Source organism: Parasphingorhabdus pacifica (assembly GCF_054779195.1).
This window is the reverse complement of sequence record NZ_BAAGYS010000008.1, coordinates 252,238-272,872: the sequence shown is the minus strand read 5'-3', so window position 1 is coordinate 272,872 and position 20,635 is coordinate 252,238. Positions and strand designations below refer to the sequence as shown.

Here is a 20,635-nt window from a genome sequence, read left to right as displayed (position 1 = left end):
CTGTTCCTATGTCGCACAACAACCGGATCCGGTCCATCAGGGGCCCTGCCGAACGCATCGAACCGCGCCGCCACCCGAATGTGCTCGTGGCCGGGCTGGTCGTGCTCGGCGTCGCACTCGGCGCCTGCGGAGAGGGCGAGCAACAGGGCGGCTCGCGCTACTCCTCCAACGCAGGCGCGCACAACGGTACTCTCGCGCCGCCGGGGGAAGCCGAGAACGCGTTCACCTACAATCAGGAGCTCGCCCCGGCCGGTGCGGGAATGGTCGTGAACACCGAGGGAAACGAGCAGTCGACGACCGTCGACCTGGAAGTGAGCGGGCTGCAGCCGAACCGGGGCTTCGCCGCCCACGCACACGTCGATCCCTGCGGTACCAGCGGCTCCGATGCCGGTCCGCACTTCCAGAACGAAGTCGACCCCGCCGCCACCCCGGAAGAGCCCTCGACGGACCCGGCCTACGCGAATCCCGAGAACGAGATCTGGCTCGACCTGCGCACCGACGAACAGGGCAACGGCACGTCGACCGCCGAGGTACCGTTCGGGATCACCGAGCGGTCACCCTCTTCCGTCGTGATCCACGAGAAGATGCGCACCGCCACCGAACCCGGCCAGGCCGGGAAGGCAGGCGGGCGCGTGGCTTGCCTGTCGCTGTCCGACTAACAGCCCTGTCGTTGCCCGACCAGCAGCACCGGGAACCGGGACAGGACGATCCGTCGGCCTGCCCCGGTCCCGAGTGCCGCCGGTTTAGCCGGCGGTCCTGCCTCGGCATCGCGAGAACCGCCGCCACGTTCGGCCGCTCCGCCGGCAACCGCTGCACAACCCCGGTGAAGTCGCACAATGTGGGTATGTGCCGCAGCATCAAAACCCTCCGCCCGCCGTACGCCGAGCACGTCAGCAGTACCGACATCCGGGCAGCCGCCCTGCAGTACGTGCGCAAGGTTTCCGGATTCCGCCAGCCGGCAGCGCACAACGCCGAGGCTTTCGAGCAGGCCGTCGACGCGATCGAAGCCGCCACCACCGAGCTGTTGGACGCACTGGAGGTACGCGGCTCGCACCCCGCGTCCTGACCGCGTGTCCAGTTACCGGAAAGGTCGGCCAACAGTGCGTCGGTGACCGCTGAGACCTGTCCGCCGGTGCCCGGGAGCCAGTTCCCACAGAACGAAACCACGCTCCGGGCCGTCCGCGACGTCGAGGACCGCCAGGCTCGTGATCAGCCGCTGCACCACGCCCTCACCGGTCAGCGGCGGAGTGCACTGTCCCGGCAACTTCCGACCACCTCGCGGGCAGGACGCGATTGCGCACCTCGCCGAACCCGATGCGCCCACCGCGCGCCCCCGGGGCGGTCGCCGAGATCGCGACCTCGTCGTCGTCCTGCAGGAACGTGCGTTCCGCTCCGTTGACCCTGACGGGTTCCTTGCCGCCCCACGTCAGTTCGATGAACGCGCCGCGCTGATCGGCTTCCGGTCCGGAGATCGTGCCGGACGCGAAGAGGTCGCCGGTGCGCGCCGATGCCCCGTTGATCGTCATGTGCGCGAGCATCTGGGCGGGCGACCAGTACATCTCCCGGTAGGGCGGGCGGCTGACCTCCTGGCCGTTCCACTCGACAGCGAGGTCGATGTCGAGTCCCCAGGGCTGCCGTCCCCGCAGGTACGGGAGCGGTTCCGGGACCTGCTCCGGTGTCGGGACCCGCGCTTGTTCCAGGGCGAGCATCGGCACGATCCACGGTGAGATCGAGGTGGCGAAGCTCTTGCCGAGGAACGGGCCGAGGGGCACGTACTCCCAAGCCTGGATGTCGCGGGCCGACCAGTCGTTGACCAGCACCGCCCCGAAGACGTGGGCGGCGAAGTCGTCACAGGCCACGGGGCTTCCCAGCGCCGAACCGCTGCCGACGACGAAGCCCAGTTCCGCTTCGATGTCGAGCCTGCGGGACTCCCCGAAAGTGGGAGTCGATTCGTCCGGTGCCTTGCGCTGCCCACACGGTCGCACCACTTCGGTACCGCTGGGGACCACCGTTCCCGCTCGACCGTGGTAGCCGACCGGCAAGTGTTTCCAGTTCGGCATGAGCGGCTCGGAGTCGGGGCGGAAGAGCCGACCGAGGTTGGTCGCGTGGTGCTCGGACGCGTAGAAGTCGACGTAATCCCCCACCTCGATCGGAAGGTGCATGGTCACCTCCGGGACCGAGTGCACCGCAGCAGCGGGGACCTCACCGGAAACGAGTTCGGCGATCTGCTCACGAACGCGAACCCACCGTTCCTTGCCCTGCGCCATGAAGGGATTCAGCGTGGAGCGGGCGAACACCTCGTCACCGAGGGCGAGCGCGAGGTCCACGACCGAATCCGCCACCCGAACACCGACGCGGGGCGCCGTGCCGGGGGTGGAGAAGACCCCGTAGGGCAGGTTGTCGATCCCGAACAACGACCCCTCGGGAATATCGATCTTGGTCACGCCGTCGCTCCATTTCCGATCGTTGTCGCCAGTGCCGCGGGCACCAGGTTGAGATCCACGAGTTCGGTCAGCGGGTCGCTGATGCTGCAGGTGCCGAACGAGATGAAGTTCGAGCGAGCTGCCCGCACCCGCACCTCGTCGAGTTGCGCGATGCGCTCGGCGATCGCCGCGCCGTCGGTATCGGCGAGCACTCCGACCAGCTGCTCCTCCGGTACCCCGCGCTCGGCGGCTTCGGTGGCCAGCAGCACGTTCAGAAAGCCGTGCTGCTGGAACCCGGTTTTCGGATCAGTGTTCCGAACGGCGTGGTGCAGCCCTGCCGTCGCCTTGAACGGGACGCCGCGATCGACGACGGCCTTGATCGCCGCCGCGAGCTCGGCCTCGTCCGGATACAGATCCGCCCGGACACCGCCGGTGCGGAACTTCGCCCGATACCCCGTGCGGGCCAGTGCCGCGATGATCTCGGCCCGACGAACATCGCGCGGGACCTCGACGTAGACGTCGACCCGCTCGATTCCCGCACACGCGCTGTCCAGCGCCGAAATGAGCTCCGACGCCGAAATCCCCTCCGGAACGGCAACTTCGAGAGCCCGAAGATCCAGCGGCAGCGCAGCCACCTCGGCCAGTACGGGTGCGACACCGTCCGGCCCCGCGGGGACGGTGACGGCGGTGTCCGGGCGGTGGTCACCGACGAGCGAACCAAGCTCCCCCAGCGACGGTGCGGCGATGATCAGAGGTCCGACGAGGTCGGCGTGCTCGCTCCCGGCGTGGTGGGCGTGGACCGGCAACGCGTCCGGCAGCGGCATCGACCCTGGCGGGAAAACCGCGGCGTCGTCGCACAGCTTCCGGGCGAAGGTGGGCATGGTCTGCGCGGTCATCCTTGCGGCCCCTGTCCTGCCCACGTCCACGCGTATCGGGAATCCTCGCAGGCCAGTCCACCCTCACCGAGTTCGAGCGGGCGGAAGGTGTCGACCATGACCGCGAGTTCGTCGACGAACTCCACGCCGATGCTGCGCTCGTAGGCGCCCGGCTGCGGACCGTGGGCGTGGCCACCGGGATGGACCGAGACGGATCCTCGATCAATCCCCGAGCCCTTCCGTGCGCCGTAATCGCCGCCGCAGTAGAACATGATCTCGTCACTATCCACATTGGAGTGGTAGTAGGGAACCGGAATCGCCAGCGGGTGATAGTCCACCTTGCGCGGGACGAAGTTGCACACCACGAAGTTGTCGCCCTCGAACACCTGGTGTACCGGCGGCGGCTGGTGCACGCGTCCGGTGATCGGCTCGAAGTCGTGGATGCTGAACGTGAACGGGTACAGACACCCGTCCCAGCCGACGACGTCGAACGGGTGGTTCGGGTACACCATGCGAGTACCGACGATGCCCGTGGAACCGCGATGCTTGAGCAGCACCTCGATGTCGGTCCCTTCCCGCAGCAGGGGTTCGGCGGGGCCGTGCAGGTCCCGCTCGCAGTACGGGGCGTTCTCCAGCAGCTGACCGAACCGGGACAGATAACGCTTCGGGGGAACGATGTGGCTGTTGCTCTCGATCGCGTAGGCCCGCAACGGCTCCTCCTCGCCCTGCGGCAGCCAGCGGTGCGTGGTCCCGCGCGGAATCAGCACGTAGTCGCCGGAGTCTGCGCGCAACGCGCCGAAGACCGTTTCCACCAGGGCGGAGCCGGACTCGACGTAGACCAGTTCGTCGCCGACGCCGTTGCGGTAGAGCGGGGAGTCCTTCCCCGCGACGACGTACGAGAGGCGCACGTCACCGTTGCCCAGGACCAGGCGCCGACCGGTAACCACGTCCGTCTCGTCCCGGACGCTCTCCGGGAACAGGTCGTGGAGCCTGAGATGACGCGGCTTGAGCGGGTGATTCGGCTGCGTGGACTGGTCCGGCAGTTCCCAGACCTGCGAATCCACGATGGCCGACGGGATATGCCGGTGGTAGAGCAACGAGGAGTCCGACGAGAAACCTTCCTCGCCCATCAGCTCTTCGAAGTAGAGCTGCCCCTCCTCATCGCGGTGCTGGGTGTGCCGCTTCGGTGGAACGTTGCCGAGCCGACGGTAGTACGCCATGACTCGCCTCCTTCGGATGTCCTGGACGCGCTCCGGACGCCGACATCGAAACGTGGACGGATGCCTCCGCACGGTTCGGCAGCCTCACCACGATTCGCCGCGCTGGTCGACCTGACCCGCGTAGCAGTCACCATCATGTCGCAAAGCGTGGTCGCTGTTCGCGTTGCTGCTAATTCGCGGTTTTAGTTAACATGTTTACTATCGCCGAATGCAGGATAGCTCCCCGGAAGCCACTTGCGAAGCCCCCGGGCACTACTCGCCCCGAGGGATTCCCCCACTCGGCCACGCGCACGCCGACGCCACCGCGTGCGCGACAACAGACAGGACTCGGTGTGCGATTCAGTCGCGTCCGCGCACGTCGAACTGATCGCGGTTGGTAATGAGCTTGTCCAGGAGCATGATCAGCACACGCTGCTCCGCCTCGGTGAGCACACTGGCCCACTCGTGCTCTCGCTCGTTGTGGTCCCGGAAGACATCAACCATCTCCCGGTGCCCGTGCCCCGTCAGCGACAACCGGACCGAGCGTCCATCGTGCTCGTCGGGCGCACGGTGCAACAGCCCGTCCGCGATGAGCGTCTTCGCCAGGTTCGACACGGCGGCGCGACTCATGCCGGTCAACGCAGCGGCGCTCTTCGGTTCGAGCGGCCCGGCAAGCCAGGTGACGAACAACAGCCGGAAGCCGGACCAGGACCGCCCCCTCGGGCGGTGCACCGACGCCTCCAGGTCGTAGGTGACGATGTTCGACGCCCTGTTCAGCGTCAGCAACACCTCGGTGGCCAGCTGATGCCGAAAGCCGTACTCGGTGGAGAGCCTGCGGTTGGCAAGCTCCACGAAGGACCAGAAGTCGAGGTCGGCCGAGACGGTCGAATCGCCCCGCTCCGACTCGTCGGCATCACCTGCTGACATGTCGTCACCCTATCCCGACACCGGAGAATCCCAGCCTCATCTCCTGCCAACATCTTCCCGATATGATAAATGTATTGATAAAATCAACAAGTCGTTGAACCCACCAGCGCGTGATCCCCACGAGCCGGGCCCACGAGTCACCCCGCACATGACCGCGTCCGGGTGGCACTACCCGCAGGCAGCACCACCCGGAACAACATCGGAACCGCGACTCACTCAGGCGACGAGAAGACGACCACCGAGTTGTGGCCGCCCATCCCGATCGAGGACTTCAACGAGATCCCCGCCTCGACCGGAGTCGGGCCATCGAGCAGCCGGGGATGCCCAGGAGCCACCTGCGGCGGCGCCGGGATCATTCCGCGGTCCTGCCCCAACGCGGCCGCGACGGTTTCCACCGCCGAGGCAGCTCCTTGGCAGTGCCCGACCAGCGGTTTCACCGAGTAGATCGATGCCCTGCTCGAGAGGAGGTCGTCGAACACGGTGGCCTCCGCACGGTCGCACTGCCGAGTACCGGGGCCGTGCGCGTTGAGGTAGCGCACGTCCGCGGCCGCCACCCCGGAGTTCCGGAGCGCCTCGGAAAAGCACCAGCTCACCTCGGTCAAGCTCGGATCGATCGAGGTCACGTGGTGGGCGTCGTGCGACATCGCACCACCCCGCACCCGCAGGTACGGGTTGGGCGACCGCCTCGACAGCACCATGCCGACCGATGCCTCCCCCAGGATGAAGCCTCGACTTCCTTCCTGGAACGGCCTACACGCCTGCTGCGGATCGGTATCGGTGATCGTCACTCCCAGAGATACGAAATGAGCGACGTTCTCCGGCGTCGCCGACAGATCGGTGGCCACGAAAACCACATCGTCCACGATCCCACCGTCCAACCAGGCTTTGGCGGTGAGCAGCCCCGCGTTTCCCGAGGCGCACATGGCCGAGACATTCATCGCCGGTCCGTGAAAATCGAACTCCTGCATGAATGTCGACATCGGCGTCGACGGCATCAACGCGAGGTAATCGCGCACCGGACGACGCCCGTCGTGTGTGACGTAGAAATCCTTCCACAGATCGACTTCGCCGAGGACCACGGCGTGCAACAGGCCGACTCGGCGACCCGGCTGCCAGCCGCGCTGTTCGGCATCTCGGATCGCCTCACGTCCAGCGGCGCGCATCGCTCGCTGGAAACGACTCGATCCGTCGGCCGGATCCCCACCGTCGGGGACGGCGGCGACCCACGCGTTGCGGTCGCGGTCGGGTCCGTAGCCGGGGAGCCGTGAGGCAGCCCGCTCTCCCGCGATCAAACCGTTCCAGAGAGCTTCCTTACCCCAACCGTATCCGGTGACAGCACCGACACCCGAAATAGCGAAATGCTGTTCGGTCATCACTGATACTCCTTCGTCAACATGATCGATTTGCCGAGCACCGCTTTCGGATGTATTTGCGACACTCGGCAAACTGACAGTGACGAGATCACCGGATATTGAACACAGTACGTTCACGTATTTGGGTTAGGTATCACCGCGTGGGTGACAAGCTCAGCAATTTTTCGGCGGACTTCGAGCACATATCGATACTCCATGCCATGTCACCGAACGGAGGACGCTCTCGCCTCCCCAGGCGGCGTTTCGCCGCCCACCCCGCGATTCTCGATCACGCGGGGCGGGAACCCACGAGCAAAGGCACCGGTATCAGGTGGAGAATGGAGAGGATCTACTCACGCTCGGACAGGACGCGCTGCGGCGCGGACAGGAAGGTGCGACGTGGGGCCAGCGGAACCGGCACTGGGTGGCGTTGAGGATCGGACATGGCATGGCCTCTGAGTCCCAAGGCGTAGGACCGCCTGCGGGTTCCGGCTTGGACCGGGAGTTCGTCGACCTCGCGCTTGCCGTGAACGATGCTGTGCTGTGGCACTACGACCAGGACCAGGACGAACTGACCTGGATGACAGGCATGACGGAACTTCTGGCGATGCCGGACGCGACCACGGACGAGGTCCGAAGTCGGTTGCGCGAGCTCACCGCACCGTTGATCGTCGCTGCCCGCACGACGCCGACCTGGGAAGATCTGGAACTCGAGCAGGAGTTCGTGGATCCGAACGGGCGCAAACGATCGATCCACTTCCGCGCGCGCAGGTTCAGCAGTGCCGAGAAGCACGGGCTCGTCGGTGCGGCCGCGGACACCACCACGGCCCGCGAGGACAGCGAGGCTCTCGCCGACCTCGCCGACCGCTACCGGCTGTTGGTCGAGCTCAGTCCCGACGCGATCTGCGTGCACCAGGACGGCGTGGTGGTCTACGTCAACCCGGCCGCGGTGAAAATGACCGGAGTCGAATCCGAGAACCAGGTCATCGGTTTCCCGATCACCGACTTCGTCGACGCCGACTCCCTGCCGGAGATGCACGAACGGCTCGCGTCGTTGACCTACGCCGGAGCAACCTCCACCCCCGCAGAAGCCCAGCTCACCCGCTTCGACGGTGGCACCGTACTGATCGAGTCCGTTTCGGTGCGCACCACCTGGCGAGGCCGCCCCGCGTTTCAGGTCATCCTGCGCGACGTGACGGCCCAGCGGGAGGCCGAAGCGACCTTGCGCCACCAGGCCAGCCACGACGAGCTGACCGGACTGCTCAACCGCAAGGGGATCAAGGACGTCCTGCAGGAACTGGCCGGTGACGGGTCCGGCCGGATCGCACTGGTCTTCTGTGACATCGACAACTTCAAACGAGTCAACGATTCACTCGGCCACGAAGCCGGTGACGAGCTCCTCACCGCCCTCTCGCGACGCCTGCAGAACGAACTGCCGTCGAACTGCACCGTCGCACGTCTCTCCGGCGACGAGTTCCTGATCGTGTGCCCGGACGCGGAGGCCGTCGGCGGGCTCGAATCCCTCGCAAACCTGGTGACCGAGACGCTCCGGATCATGGTTCCACTGCGAGGCCAGCTGGTCAGCGTTTCGGTCTCAGCGGGCGCCGCGACGCTCGGAGAAACCATGACCGGCGACGACCTGCTCCGATACGCGGACATGGCCATGTTCCACGCCAAGAGCCGGGGCCCGGGCAAGGTCTCGCTGGCAAGTCCCCAACTGATCACCGCGGGCGAGGGGCAGTTGCTTTTGGAAGGGGAACTGCGTGACGCGATCCGCAACGACGAACTCGAACTCCACTACCAACCGATCGTCGACCGCAGCGGCAACGTGGTCGAAGCCGAAGCGCTCGTGCGCTGGCGGCACCCCGAACGTGGCCTGCTCGCCCCCAACGTCATCCTGCCCGTTGCCGAACAGGGCGACCTGCTGCGTGCACTGGACCGGTGGGTGCTGCGCACCGCACTCTGCGATGCAGCGGACTGGCCCGAACCCGCCGGGCATCCTATCGCGGTCGCCGTCAACCTCGCCAATCTGCTGCCGAACGACCCCGAGTTCGTCACCGAAATCTCCACGCTGATCGACGAATGCGGTACGGCGTGGAATCGCGTGGTGCTGGAGATGGTCGAGACCGCCCTACTCGACCTGTCCGCGCAATCGCGGGATTCCATGACGACCCTCACCGAGCGCGGCGCTCGTTTCGCCATCGACGACTTCGGTACCGGTTATTCCTCGTTGGCTCGGCTCAAGCAGATGCCCGCTCAGATCATCAAGTTGGACCGCCAGTTCGTCGCAGGAATCGAGGACGACACGGTCAATTACGCGATCGCCCGCGCCATCGCAGACATGGCGCTGGCCATGGGCCACTCCTGCATCGCCGAAGGCATCGAAACCCCCGGTCAGCTCGCCATCCTCGAAGGGCTCGGAGTCAGTTTCTATCAGGGCTACCTGCTCTCGCGTCCCCTCCCGGCCGAGGAGTTCCTCGACCTGATCGTCAGCAGTGGACGACTGGACGACCAACTCCCTGCACCGGGCAGCTCCACCGGAACCCCCACACCCCGACACCTCGCCCAGGATCAGCCTTCTGAGCTGCGATGATTCGAAATCACGGGGGGATGATGATCGCCCAAAACCGGTACGATAGGCTATTCATGCACCGCAACAAGGGGTGTGGCCGGGACGTGGCGCAGCTTGGTAGCGCACTTGACTGGGGGTCAAGGGGTCGTGGGTTCGAATCCCGCCGTCCCGACGGCTGAGAGGGTTTCCGCAGGTCAGAGCCTGCGGAAACCCTCTTTTTTTGATCATCGTCCGGCTTCCGAGGTCTAGCACGCCGCTCATAGACACCTTGACTTCGGAGGGTGCAATGCCAGCTCTTGATCTCGACAAGCTCCTCAACGGGCTGTCGACGACATGGTCCGGGTTCCTTCGCGACTGGGACCGAAGCCTGCGTTCGGTCAACCGTCCCGAGACCACTCGTTACAACTACGTCCTGGCCGCCACGCAACTCGCCCGCTTCCTCAAAGAACACTCCCCTGATCCAGACGCCGACGACGCGGCCGACGACCCCACCGAGGTCACGAAGGATCATATCGAGGCGTTTCAGGCCTGGATGGTCGAAACCCGCTCGGCTTCGACCGCCGTCAACAAGCACAAAACACTACGCGTGTTCTTCGGCTGGCTGGTCAACGACGAAGAGGAGCTCGCTCGCTCCCCACTGGACAAGGTTCGCAAACCCAAGACCCCGTCCAAGCTCGTCCCGGTTCTTGAGGAGGACTACACCACCCGACTCCTCCAGGCATGCTCGGGACGCGACTTCCTCAGCCTTCGAGACCAAGCCCTCATCCGACTGTTTGCCAACACCGGTGCGCGCCTGTCCGAGGTAGCCGGGTTGACTCTCGACGACATCGACCTCAAAACCGAATCGGTCATCTACCGCGGCAAAGGGGCCAAGGACCGGCGGGTCCGCATCAGCCCACGCACCACACGGACCCTGAGCCGCTACGTCCGCGCCCGCTCCAAGCGCAATGGAGCGCACTTGCCTGACCTCTGGTTGGCCGACCGAGGAGCAAAACCGCTCCACGCCAACGGCATCAAAATCCGGCTCAAACGACTCGGAAACCAGGTAGGCATCAAGGGCCTGCACGCACACCGGTGGCGACACACCTACGCACACGAATGGAAAACAGCCGGTGGAGACACCGGAGACCTGATGCTCACACTCGGGTGGAGCAGCGAAACCATGGTCCGCCATTACGGCGCCAGCGCAGCCGCCGAACGAGCGCACAACACCCAAACGCGCCTCAACATCGGCGACCACCGCTAGCCACACAAGGTGGGTGTTGGCTCGCGCACCGCCGGCCAACACCCACCCAAGCGCCACCTACCCACTGGATACCGTCCCGTCACCTATAACAGTCTTGGTGACAACCTCCACGCATACGCGGAAACGCAGGTAGGCAATCGGCACCGGCCATGACGGCCTCACCACCCGATGCACGTGGAGAGCGCGTTTTCGGTGATCACCTTGCGTACAACGGGCCTTCTGTAGGTATTTTGCCGGTCGACCACGTGTGGAACCGTGCCGGCCACTTCCGTCATGCCGCGTACGAGGGCGACACGGAGGAATGATCAGTCAGGAACCATAGTTCGAGGCCCTGAACCAGCACATGTCGCCTGGGAGAAACCGTCCGGGTTCCTCGCCGAACCCGGTCCGCTTCCGCACGCAAGCGTTGCTCAGCCGCACCAAGTGACACTGACCATGGCAGGAACTCGTAGTTCACCATATCGCCAGGAACGATCACACCATCGCGAACGAGGGCGATCGCGGTCTCGGTCGTGCGCTGGACGAGATCACCCTCGTCGCCGGTCTCCTCCTTGCAGAAATACGCGAGATCGGCAAGCTGAACTTCGTCGTCTTCCCCTGCTTGAAAACCCAGTCAGCGAGCCGCTGCGAGTACACAGTCGATCTCAGCCCTTCGGCGAATCGATATGGACTGGAGAAGTCGAATCCCGGCACCCCCATCGCCTCGCACTCCCCCACTTCCGCGCCCAAGCGATACGTCGTGCTGAACACCGACGCCCACACCCCTGCTCCCCCGGATCCGCCACATATGACCGCGGCGCCTCACGAGATGTCTGTGCATACAACACTGCCCGACCGAACGCGTCTATCACCTCGCGCACCGAAATCCGACCCTCACTCGCCCGCAGGGCCACTCACACCACCTCGGCTCGACCTCAGCCCGACATCCCCGCCTCCCAGTCCACCACGAGGCTAATCACCCAACCGCCCCCATACGGCAAGATCAGCGACTGTTTGTGCCTACCGCTCTACTGATTGTGCACACCCTCGACCCGCGCCTTGCGGGCCGCAGCAGATCGTTCCGCCAGCCGATGCATATAGGCCATCTTCGCATGGTGAGCACGTTGTCTTCGCTCGTCCGCTGACATGGTTCCATCAGGATCAACCTGACGTTCAAAGCGGCTCAGAAATGCGGCAGTAGCAGGCTGAGTTCTGGCAGTTCTGTCCGTCGTTCTTGCCCAGGATTCATGCGCCGCAACCCTTGCTCGCCGTTGCCGCTGCTTAGGAGTGAGTCCACGCTGCTTAGACATCGTCGCCGATCCTCATTCTCGATTGAGCTTCCTGTGCCCGCTCAGCAGCCGCACTTGCTCCGTAGTGCCGTGCCATAACATCGCTGCTCCAGCCCAAGACGAGCATCAAATCGCCAGTGTCTCCGCCTGAACGCTTCCACTCATGCGCGTAGCTGTGACGCCACCGGTGAGCATGTACACCTGATACACCGGCTCGTTCACCAAGACGTCGAAGGCGAAGCTTAATCCCGTTGGGCTCTAGCGGGACACCTCCGCGGTCGGCAAGCCAGAGTTCAGGACGCTCGGACCCCGTATGCTTGGCCCGCGCGCGCAGGTAGCGACTTAGCGCGCGAGCTGTCTTCGGGCCCATTCGAACCCGCCGGCTCTTTGCCCCTTTTCCCTCGTAGGTCAACGAGTCGGTGTTCCAGTCAATGTCGTCTACGCGCAGTCTTGCGACCTCTGTCAGCCGTGCCCCCGTGTTGCAGTACAACCGGATCAATGCTTGATCCCGCAGGCTGAGGAAGTCAGAACCGCGACAGGACGCCAAGAGGCGGCGAGTGTCATCCGTGCTGATCACAGGAATCAACTTCGAAGGCGTACGAGGACAGCGGATTCCATCGACCGGCGAACGCTCCAGTGAATCTTCCTCTGACACCAGCCAACGAAAGAACTGCTGCAGGCACTTGTGCTTGTTCAGAGCCGTTGCCGCCGAGCGTGTCTCGATCATCCATGCCTGGAACGATTCCACATCCGCACGCGATACATCGACTGGATCATCAGCTTCCGCCGAGTCCGGCATCCTATCTGCTATATAGCGCCCCAACTGAACCACGGCCAGGACGTAATTATAGCGGGTCGTTTTAGGATGCCCGGTCGAACGTAGAGATCGCTCCCAGTCGCGAATCAGCCAACACCATGATGAGGCGAGCCCTGCTGAAAGCCGCTCGATATCCACGCCGATCCCCTCCCGGTAATTGCGGACCAATCACGCTCGCGACCTACGCTAACCCCACTACTCCCTCAAACCGTCGCACCAGGTTGAAGACAAACCGACTTGGACAACCTCACCAGCGCGATGCGCTCTCGACGGCACACGCTCCAGGGGATGGGCCACGGCCGAGGCCGAAGAAGGCGTCACGGTCAACTCAAGGACATCAGCACGAATTACCTCATCGAGCTGACCGGAACCGTGAAGTGCATCAACGCCTCGGGACGCAAGCGGTGCGACTGACATCACGTTGGACAAGGAGTCCACTCCCACGCTGGCGTTCTCCACGTCGGCGTACGGCTCCTTGGCCGACAACGAGAACTTCGACCTCACCGGCGTACCGCTGCGTTGCTGTCGCCCAGTCACCTGACCGTTGAGTACGGGTAGGCCGTCCACCGACCCCGCCGCTTTGTTCTCCCCATGGCCCGGCCCTTGAGTTGCCCGAGATCGACTTCGAGTGGCTTTACCTGTTCACCGACGACGGAACGCTGCGCGTGTTCGCCAATCGACTCAGTGGAGGCGGAATCAGCTGGCAACAGCACGGGGATCGGGATCTCTTCGATCTCGTCACGAACGGCGCCCACTTAGGGGTCCTTGCATAATGATCTTGGTCTGGCATGGTGAAGGCGGAGCTGATCACGTTGGTTGTTGGGAGCGTGGGATGGCTCGCCTGAAGCCGTGGGAGGTCAGTGACGAGCTGTGGGCGCTGATCGAGCCGTTGCTGCCGCGGCATGAGCGGCGGTTTCGGTATCCCGGCCGGCGGCGGATCGATGACCGCAAGACGTTGCAGGGCATCTTGTTCGTGCTCTACACGGGCATCCAGTGGGAGTTCTTGCCGCAGGAGCTGGGATTCGGCTCGGGGCCGACGTGCTGGCGTCGGTTGGCTGAGTGGCAACAGGCCGGTGTGTGGGATGAGCTGCAGCAGGTGTTGCTGGCCAAGTTGCGTCACGCCGACCAGCTGGACTTCTCGCGAGCGGTGGTCGTCTCCTCGCAGATCCAAGCGAAACGGGGTCGATGCTCCCCAAAAGTTGGTCCGAGCCCGGTTGACCGTGGGCGGCCGGGCTCGAAACACCACGTGATCACCGACGCCTGCGGCACCCCGCTGCGCGTGTCGCACACCGGCGGAAACCGCAACGACATCACGCAACTGATACCGCTGGTCGAGGCCATCCCGCCGGTGCGGGGACGGCGAGGCCGACCTCGCCGCAGACCCCGCAGACTCTGTGCTGATCGTGCCTACGACCACGACACCTACCGCGCTGCACTCCGCCAACGCGGCATCACACCCGGGATCGCTCGCCGCGGCGCCGAACATGGTTCCGGGCTCGGTCAGCTGCGGTGGGTCGCCGAAGCCGCGATCGCCTGGCTGCACGGTCACCGCAGGTTGCGGATCCGCTGGGAAACCCGTGACGACATCCACGACGGGTTCCTCCAACTCGCCCACTGCATGATCCTCGCCGCCAAGCTCCCAGCACCAGCATTCTGAAAAAACCCCTTAAGCAGCCGCTGCATGTCCTCGTGCGGGACCGCCGCACCGACCGAACCCATGTCACCATCGCCGGGCCCGACACTCGCGTCGACGGCGTCGGAGCTTGTCCAGCTGCGAATTCCGGTGCCCCTCCGGCAAGCCGTCGAGCGCGGCGCGCTGGTCATCATCAAGTAGCTAATGCAGCGTCGCCCACAGCCGTTGGTTTCGCCTCCCGGTGGGAGGCGACCAGCCGCATCAGCGTCGTCACGCCCGGCAGCAGCACCGGCGTTCCCGAAGCCACGCCACCGCCGCGTCGAACAGCGCCTTCGGGCCGTCACCGGTGGTCCAGGTACGAGCCTCGATCCACTCGCCGAGCTCGCCCTCCACAGTGGAGAACTCCCGCCAACCACCAGCCTGGCCCAGCTCCCACACGTGCTCGAACACGGTTTTCTCCCGCTCACCGTAGGACTTCACGCACGCGGGGTCGGCGATCTCCAACTGTTCGGCGAGGTAGTCGACCCCGCGTGCGGTTAGAGCCACCGACCGGCCCTAACTGCTCTGTTCTTCCCAGGCTCGGCCCTTCAGCCACCACGACCAGGGCCGGGCCTTTTGCGGTTCACGGCCTCTCACTGGGCCGTGTCGCTGTGGCGTGCACAGATCGATCAACCACTCGCCGTGCCCCGAGTGAGGAAGGAACCACGATGGATGCCGAGCAGACCACGCTTGCAGAGATCCACACGCCACCGCCGAGGCCCTTGGCCCTGTACTCGAGCAGATGAGTTGGGCTGAGGAGGAGATCAACCAGGCCCAGCAGCACCACCCGCACACCGCGGACACTGCACCCGTCTTCTACCTGCTGCGACTGACCAGCGACCGGGTGAGCAACGAATCGTCTACCGCGGGCACTGCCGGAAACTTGTTTGACCGCACTCCGGGCAAGACACCCGCCCGTCCGGCACGGCCGCCGAGTTAGTCCTGACCTCAGCAAAGTCACCTTACCCACCCCGGTCAACGCCACCACGCAGGGCCCGAACTTCCGCTTGTGGGCCGCAGCGTTTTGGGACCGACCCTAGTTCGACGACAACCGCCAGGCTGCTGCACGGCGACCACATCGACGACGTCGAAGCCGACGTGCACGCGGCTTGCCATGCAGGACCAGGTACACGGGCTATCCGAGCGCCAGGGCCGACACCACGGAGAACCGGTCGTCTGCCGCTCCCGCGCGACCTTGCTCGCTTCTCCTCGCACCGAGCTATCTGGCGGGGGATGTGCGTGGCCGGCTGCACCCCCGGCCGCGGTGGGGCGTGCGCACTCTGCCCCGGCGCCGGCCGGGGTCAAGCCGCGAAACGCGTGCGGCTTGACCCCTTTCCCGGCGCCGGGGCCGGGCCGAGTGCGCCCCACCGCACCGGGGCAGCACCGACCCGATGTAACTGCCGGGACCGACCAACCCGCCGTTCACACCGGGCTCTTTCCGAGTGAAGGAGAGCCGCCATGACCCCTGAGGAGGAACGCGAGTTCATCGCCACGGTCACCAGCCCGGAACACACCCGGCTGGCCGACGCCGACCAACAGCGCCGGATGCGCAACCGCACCGAGCTGGACGCCCGAGGGCTCATCCCCCAGGGACTCAAGGACCTCGATGAGAAGCCCGAACGGCGTTGATCATGACCTCCGCGCGGCGGGGCCGACCAAACCCGCCCGCAGTAACGGAAATTCCGAGTGAAAGGAACCACTCCGATGTCGACACGTTCGTTGATCGGCGTTCTGGACGCCGACGGCCTGCATTTCCGCGTGCGCTACTGCCACTCGGACGGCTATCCCAACTGGCAGGTACCGCAGCTGTCCGCAGCGCTGTTTCTGCACCATGGCGACGGTGACCAGCTCACCGCCCGGTTGCTCGAACAGGACTGGTCCGTGATCAACCCCGTGGTGGCGCGTGCCGAAGCAGCCGACCAAAACGAATTCGATAATGAGACCTCCCCCGGCGTCCGGCGCCCGTCCCACATCCAGCCACTGGTGGACCTCGGCTTCTACTACACCGACGTCGACCCCGGGAAACCGATACCCGGCGATCTCGGTGAGTCGCCCAAGACCGACTTCGAGTGGCTTTACCTGTTCACCAACGACGGAACGCTGCGCGTGTTCGCCAACCGACTCAGTGGAGGCGGAACCAGCTGGCAACGGCACGGGGATTGGGACCTCTTCGATCTCGTCATAAACGGCGCCCATGAAATTCACCGGCAGAAGCAGCACCTCCGCGCGTGATCCCCGGGTGCGGGCCAGGCGGCAATCTCGGCCCGCACCACGCCGCTAGAGCTATGAAAACCGCAATCTCTGCGCGGGCGGGAACCGAAATCCCCCCGTGCAGCAGAAAATCCGAGGTCGTCGACAAGCACAGCGACGTGCATGGCGGCCTCACATTATGACCCGGCCTCATGGTCGGACTTGTTCACCAACCCCGCGCGGGCAGGGACCGACCAACCTGCCCGCGCGGTCGCTGACCCACATTCCGAGTGAAGGAAACCCCGCAAATGAACAGCCAAAACAACCAGCTGGACCGTGCCGAACCCGAGACCTGGATCAACCCCGACAGCACCGAAGGCGCCGCGATCACCACCCTGCTCCGACAGCTCAAGGCCGTCGAGCACGGCGACGGGTCCTGGCCCGGCGCCGACGTGGTTGACCGGCTCAACGCCTGGCTGACCAGCATCGGCCTCCACCCGGACGAGGACCCTGACCAGGCGGTGCGACGTCTACGCAAGTGCCCGCACTCGTGGACGGTCTACGGCCTGCGCGACAACGACCACGACGGGGAAACCTTGATCATCGGCGTCGTCGCCGGCGACGTCAACTGCAGCGACACCGACTCTGGTGAAGAAGGCGGCTACCAGCGCGTTGCCGAATCCGTGGTCGCCGACGACCCGGATGAAGCCGAACGCAGGGCATACGAGCTGTTCGTGGCCGCCCGCGCCGAGTAGCCCTACCAGCCGGACAGGCAAGTCCGCCCGGTGGCACTGCCCGCTCTCGGTGGGGCGTGCGCACTCTGCCCCGGCGCCGGCCGGGACCTGTCGAGTGCGCCCCACCGATGCGGGACAGCACCGCCTCCGCGTGCAAGGGGGCCGACCAAACCCCTTGCAGGCCAACGCAATTTCGAGTGAAAGGACCGATCCGTCATGTCGTTTCCGGTGAACACCCAGACCGAGGCCAACGGACCGCTGGACCCTGCCCGCCTGAGCCCGTGGCGGCAGATCGGCGCCCCGGTCGGCGACTGCGTCAACGCCCGCCAGGCCTTGGAGAAGGCGGGGCTGGCCGGGTGGAACATCCGCAAGCTCAAACAGTCGGGGACCGAGATCACCCCCGACGGTGTAAGCACCGTGGACAACCCCGAGAAGGTGATGCTGGTCCGTAACGACCCGGCCACGAACCGGGTGCGCTACCTGAGCACGGTCGGCGATGGCTACGGCATCCGGCAGAACGAGGAACAGGCGGATCTGCTCGACGCGCTCGTGGCCGAGTCCGGCGCACAGTCCCTGGCCGACGCGGGCCAGCTCGACGACGGCAGGCGCACCTTCGTGACGATGAAGCTGCCGGAGACGATGACCGTCGCCGGTGTCGACCCGGTCGATCTGTACCTGGCGGTGTTCAACTCTCACGACGGCAGCTCCGCGTTCCGCGTGATGCTCGTGCCGTTCCGAGTGTGGTGCGCCAACCAGCTGGGCGTCGCCATCCGGGACAAGGTCTCCGAAGTCTCCATCCGCCATACCCGCAACGCGGAGATCAAGGTCGAGGACATCCGCAACAAGCTGGGCCTGATGTACGCCTACGCGGAAGCGTTCGAGTCCGAGGCCCGCAAGATGATCGACACCGAGCTGACCACCCCGGAGTTCCGGGACATCGTCGAGACGATTTGGCCGGTCGACGACAATGCCCCGACCCGCACCCGGAACAACGCCGACCGCCGCCGGGGCGAGCTGATGCGCCTGTGGAGGTCGGCGGACACTCAGAAGGCCGTCCGCAGCACCCGCTGGGCCGGATGGCAGGCAGTGACCGAATACCTCGATCACTTCCAGCCTGCCAAGGACGCCTCGGTCCGCGCGCATCGGGTGCTGACAAGCGGCACCGTGGCTGACCGCAAGCAGCGCGCCTTCGAGTTGCTTGCCACCTGAACACCGTGGCCCACCCGGCACGTCGCCGGGTGGGCCACGGGCAGACCGGTGAACCACCCCTACAGGGTCCGCGGCCGGAACAGCCGCGGCCGACCAAAGGACCCACCGGTCTTCAACTCCGAGTGAAGAAGGAACCCCGGCCAAAACCGGCCGACTACCGTTTCACGCGCTCAGGATAGCGCAGTACCCGATGCGCCCCACTTTCCCGGCGCACCTGCTCTGGAGTTGGCCGGCGGCCAAGCCCCGCGGGCCGGTGGGGCATGCGCACTCTGCTCCGACGCCGGGCGGGCTCAAGCCGGAAACCGGCGAATCCAGGGGAAAAACCCCGCATGACCTGTGGGCGGGACCGACCAAACCCGCCTGCCGGAACAGCACCGATTCCGAGTGAAAGGAGCCCATCCGTGGGCTATGACATGTTTATCCAGGGCGCTCCGGCCGACGAGGAGCACACCTACCTGCGGCGCAACATCTGGGGCATGGGCCCTACCTGCCAGGCGATGGCGAACCTCGGCATGGCCTTCGTCAGCAGGATGTCCGAATTCCCCGACGGCAGCCACCTGTCCAGCGAGGACTTCAACAGCGACGGCGAGCCCATCACCGAGCAGGCGAAGCTGTACGTGCAGGTCCTCGAGCGGATGCTGGCCGAGCACAGCAGCGGCGACGCGGAATACATCGACGGCATTCCGCTGCACAAGTTCAGCACCAACGACGGCTGGCACGTCACTGACAAGGAGTGCACCGAGGCCCTGGCCGCCTACGACGTCTCCATTCAGGACGGGGAGCAGCACTCCGAGGAGTTCGGTGACGACGTGATCCCGCTCCTGCGCACCGCCGCGAAGTACGAGGGCTTCCGCGTCTACTGACCTGCCCGCATAACCACTGGTCCCGGCCCGGAAACGCACCTGCAATCCGGGCCGGGATCAGCACCCGCTCGCCTCGACCGCCAGGAGAACGCCGTGACCATCACCGCGACCGAAGTGCCCTCGCACTACGACCCCATCCAGATCCTCGCCGAGACCTTCGAGGACGAAATGCTCGCCAACCACATCGGCCCTGCACTGACCTGTTTCGAGGTCAATGTCCTCGCCAGCTTCCTGGACTCCATCTGCCACCACGACGGAGCCAACTACTGGCTGCTGGCACACCAGCAGGACTGCGACGAACCACACCTGCATTGACCCGCGCTACCAGTCCGACCACGGACTTGCTGCGTGATGCCTTCCTTTTTCTTGCACAACATTCCAACGCCAAGGGGTGTCCTATGTGGAATATGTTTGAGGCCATTCTCGCCGTCTTCCTGACCGGGCTCACGTTCATCGTCCTGATGCACCTACCCGAATTCCTGGAGGTCCTGGTCGAGCGCCTGCGCTTGCACGAGGACGTCACCGTCGCCCAGCAGGTCGCAGCCGAGGACGACGACAAGGAGAACTGACCCGCACTGCGCTGCGCGGGAGACCGACCAAACCGCCGCATGATCACGAATCCCGAGAGTGAGGAGACCGGTATGGAGCTCGACGCGCTTGCCACTGCCGCCGCGGCCGTCGGCGAGCTGACCTACGGCCGCCTCTTCGACCGCGATGGCCTGCGACACGCAGGCGAGTGACTCCCGTAGGCGTGCGGGCCTGCGGCCTCCGTGAGCCGCACGCCACCGATGCCGTTTCAAGGAGGTTCGCCATGACGATCATGTTTGCATCGCTACCCGTGTCGCCTCGGATGTTCGGACCGCACGACTACCGGCGCAGCTATGTGCTGCCGGACGAGGTCGACTCGAACATCCCAAGGCGGGGCAGCGTCGGGGAGTACGGGGCATGGAACCACGCACGTGGCGTGCTGGTCGAGATCAGCCGCCGGCTGCGTGCGGTCCCGCTCGCCCTGGACTACCGCGAACTGGAAGCCCCAGCCCGCCTACCGGTGGGCATCGAAGTCACCGCCGTCGTCCGCGCCAACATCGGCCAGCCGGTCACTGTGATCTCGCGCCGCGAGACCGCCCCGTACGGGCCGCGCGGCGACTACTGGCAACTCACCGTCGATGGCGTGGTGCCCGAAGGTGGGCTCCACAGACACCCGCCGTCGTTGCCCTGGCTGGCGCACCTGGTGCGCCACGCTCTGCATTCCGCCTGATCGACAGCGTGTGCAGGGGCGTTGTCGGGA

Annotated in this window: 22 protein-coding genes and 1 tRNA gene; 16 read left to right on the top strand and 7 right to left on the bottom strand. The window is 65.4% G+C overall.

The window, feature by feature from the left end:
- Positions 1 to 8 precede the first annotated feature (8 nt).
- Complete coding sequence (locus tag ACYVAN_RS12920; protein WP_460959177.1) at positions 9 to 659, top strand: superoxide dismutase family protein; 651 nt, start codon at positions 9 to 11, stop codon at positions 657 to 659.
- Between the two features lie 185 nt (positions 660 to 844).
- Positions 845 to 1,066: a DUF2277 domain-containing protein gene (locus ACYVAN_RS12915; RefSeq protein ID WP_460959175.1), complete on the top strand. Its 222-nt coding sequence runs from the start codon at positions 845 to 847 to the stop codon at positions 1,064 to 1,066.
- Between the two features lie 163 nt (positions 1,067 to 1,229).
- Here ACYVAN_RS12915 and fahA read toward each other — a convergent pair whose 3' ends face one another.
- The 5 genes from fahA to ACYVAN_RS12890 all read right to left on the bottom strand — a co-directional run bounded on the left by fahA (position 1,230) and on the right by ACYVAN_RS12890 (position 6,797).
- The gene (gene fahA / locus ACYVAN_RS12910; RefSeq protein ID WP_460959173.1) at positions 1,230 to 2,444 is read right to left on the bottom strand and encodes a fumarylacetoacetase; all 1,215 of its coding nucleotides are present in this window, start codon (positions 2,442 to 2,444) and stop codon (positions 1,230 to 1,232) included.
- Positions 2,441 to 3,319 (bottom strand): hypothetical protein, encoded by an 879-nt coding sequence (locus ACYVAN_RS12905; protein ID WP_460959171.1) that lies wholly within the window; start codon positions 3,317 to 3,319, stop codon positions 2,441 to 2,443. The genes fahA and ACYVAN_RS12905 overlap by 4 nt, the downstream gene beginning before the upstream one ends.
- Positions 3,316 to 4,518, bottom strand: coding sequence for a homogentisate 1,2-dioxygenase (locus ACYVAN_RS12900; protein WP_460959169.1), 1,203 nt, complete (start codon positions 4,516 to 4,518; stop codon positions 3,316 to 3,318). Before ACYVAN_RS12900 ends, ACYVAN_RS12905 begins: the two co-directional genes overlap by 4 nt.
- A 339-nt stretch (positions 4,519 to 4,857) precedes the next feature.
- Entirely contained in the window at positions 4,858 to 5,424 is a 567-nt protein-coding gene (locus tag ACYVAN_RS12895) for a MarR family winged helix-turn-helix transcriptional regulator (protein ID WP_460959167.1), read from the bottom strand.
- 212 nt (positions 5,425 to 5,636) lie between these two features.
- Positions 5,637 to 6,797 carry a beta-ketoacyl synthase N-terminal-like domain-containing protein gene (locus tag ACYVAN_RS12890; RefSeq protein WP_460959165.1) on the bottom strand — a complete coding sequence of 387 codons (1,161 nt, stop codon included), beginning with the start codon at positions 6,795 to 6,797 and terminating at the stop codon, positions 5,637 to 5,639.
- Between the two features lie 427 nt (positions 6,798 to 7,224).
- Here ACYVAN_RS12890 and ACYVAN_RS12885 point away from each other — a divergent pair, with 427 nt between their 5' ends.
- From ACYVAN_RS12885 to ACYVAN_RS12875, 3 genes are all read left to right on the top strand, one after another.
- On the top strand, positions 7,225 to 9,369 hold the full coding sequence (locus tag ACYVAN_RS12885; protein WP_460959163.1) for a putative bifunctional diguanylate cyclase/phosphodiesterase: 2,145 nt from the start codon (positions 7,225 to 7,227) through the stop codon (positions 9,367 to 9,369).
- A gap of 77 nt (positions 9,370 to 9,446) precedes the next feature.
- Positions 9,447 to 9,520 (top strand) — tRNA-Pro (locus tag ACYVAN_RS12880).
- 114 nt (positions 9,521 to 9,634) lie between these two features.
- Complete coding sequence (locus ACYVAN_RS12875; protein WP_460959161.1) at positions 9,635 to 10,594, top strand: tyrosine-type recombinase/integrase; 960 nt, start codon at positions 9,635 to 9,637, stop codon at positions 10,592 to 10,594.
- Positions 10,595 to 11,875: 1,281 nt separating this feature from the next.
- Here ACYVAN_RS12875 and ACYVAN_RS12870 read toward each other — a convergent pair.
- On the bottom strand, positions 11,876 to 12,817 hold the full coding sequence (locus tag ACYVAN_RS12870; protein WP_460959159.1) for a tyrosine-type recombinase/integrase: 942 nt from the start codon (positions 12,815 to 12,817) through the stop codon (positions 11,876 to 11,878).
- Between the two features lie 694 nt (positions 12,818 to 13,511).
- On the opposite strand from ACYVAN_RS12870, the gene ACYVAN_RS12865 reads away from it, so the two are divergent.
- Complete coding sequence (locus tag ACYVAN_RS12865; RefSeq protein WP_460959157.1) at positions 13,512 to 14,336, top strand: IS5 family transposase; 825 nt, start codon at positions 13,512 to 13,514, stop codon at positions 14,334 to 14,336.
- Between the two features lie 246 nt (positions 14,337 to 14,582).
- Here ACYVAN_RS12865 and ACYVAN_RS12860 read toward each other — a convergent pair whose 3' ends face one another.
- On the bottom strand, positions 14,583 to 14,858 hold the full coding sequence (locus ACYVAN_RS12860) for a DUF4158 domain-containing protein (RefSeq protein WP_460959155.1): 276 nt from the start codon (positions 14,856 to 14,858) through the stop codon (positions 14,583 to 14,585).
- Positions 14,859 to 15,093: 235 nt separating this feature from the next.
- On the opposite strand from ACYVAN_RS12860, the gene ACYVAN_RS12855 reads away from it, so the two are divergent.
- From ACYVAN_RS12855 to ACYVAN_RS12810, 10 genes are all read left to right on the top strand, one after another.
- Positions 15,094 to 15,291 (top strand): hypothetical protein, encoded by a 198-nt coding sequence (locus ACYVAN_RS12855; protein WP_460959153.1) that lies wholly within the window; start codon positions 15,094 to 15,096, stop codon positions 15,289 to 15,291.
- A 518-nt stretch (positions 15,292 to 15,809) separates the two neighbouring features.
- On the top strand, positions 15,810 to 15,980 hold the full coding sequence (locus ACYVAN_RS12850) for a hypothetical protein (RefSeq protein WP_460959151.1): 171 nt from the start codon (positions 15,810 to 15,812) through the stop codon (positions 15,978 to 15,980).
- Positions 15,981 to 16,055: 75 nt separating this feature from the next.
- A complete protein-coding gene (locus ACYVAN_RS12845; RefSeq protein ID WP_460959149.1) occupies positions 16,056 to 16,583 on the top strand; it encodes a hypothetical protein in 528 nt (175 codons plus the stop codon).
- Positions 16,584 to 16,849: 266 nt separating this feature from the next.
- Positions 16,850 to 17,296: a hypothetical protein gene (locus ACYVAN_RS12840; protein WP_460959147.1), complete on the top strand. Its 447-nt coding sequence runs from the start codon at positions 16,850 to 16,852 to the stop codon at positions 17,294 to 17,296.
- Between the two features lie 195 nt (positions 17,297 to 17,491).
- On the top strand, positions 17,492 to 18,484 hold the full coding sequence (locus ACYVAN_RS12835; protein WP_460959145.1) for a DUF932 domain-containing protein: 993 nt from the start codon (positions 17,492 to 17,494) through the stop codon (positions 18,482 to 18,484).
- 401 nt (positions 18,485 to 18,885) lie between these two features.
- Entirely contained in the window at positions 18,886 to 19,347 is a 462-nt protein-coding gene (locus tag ACYVAN_RS12830) for a hypothetical protein (protein ID WP_460959143.1), read from the top strand.
- Between the two features lie 93 nt (positions 19,348 to 19,440).
- Positions 19,441 to 19,662 carry a hypothetical protein gene (locus ACYVAN_RS12825; protein WP_460959141.1) on the top strand — a complete coding sequence of 74 codons (222 nt, stop codon included), beginning with the start codon at positions 19,441 to 19,443 and terminating at the stop codon, positions 19,660 to 19,662.
- Positions 19,663 to 19,754: 92 nt separating this feature from the next.
- On the top strand, positions 19,755 to 19,916 hold the full coding sequence (locus tag ACYVAN_RS12820; RefSeq protein ID WP_460959139.1) for a hypothetical protein: 162 nt from the start codon (positions 19,755 to 19,757) through the stop codon (positions 19,914 to 19,916).
- A 39-nt stretch (positions 19,917 to 19,955) separates the two neighbouring features.
- Positions 19,956 to 20,087, top strand: coding sequence for a hypothetical protein (locus tag ACYVAN_RS12815; protein WP_460959137.1), 132 nt, complete (start codon positions 19,956 to 19,958; stop codon positions 20,085 to 20,087).
- A gap of 71 nt (positions 20,088 to 20,158) precedes the next feature.
- Positions 20,159 to 20,605 (top strand): hypothetical protein, encoded by a 447-nt coding sequence (locus ACYVAN_RS12810; RefSeq protein ID WP_460959135.1) that lies wholly within the window; start codon positions 20,159 to 20,161, stop codon positions 20,603 to 20,605.
- The last annotated feature ends 30 nt before the right edge of the window (positions 20,606 to 20,635 follow it).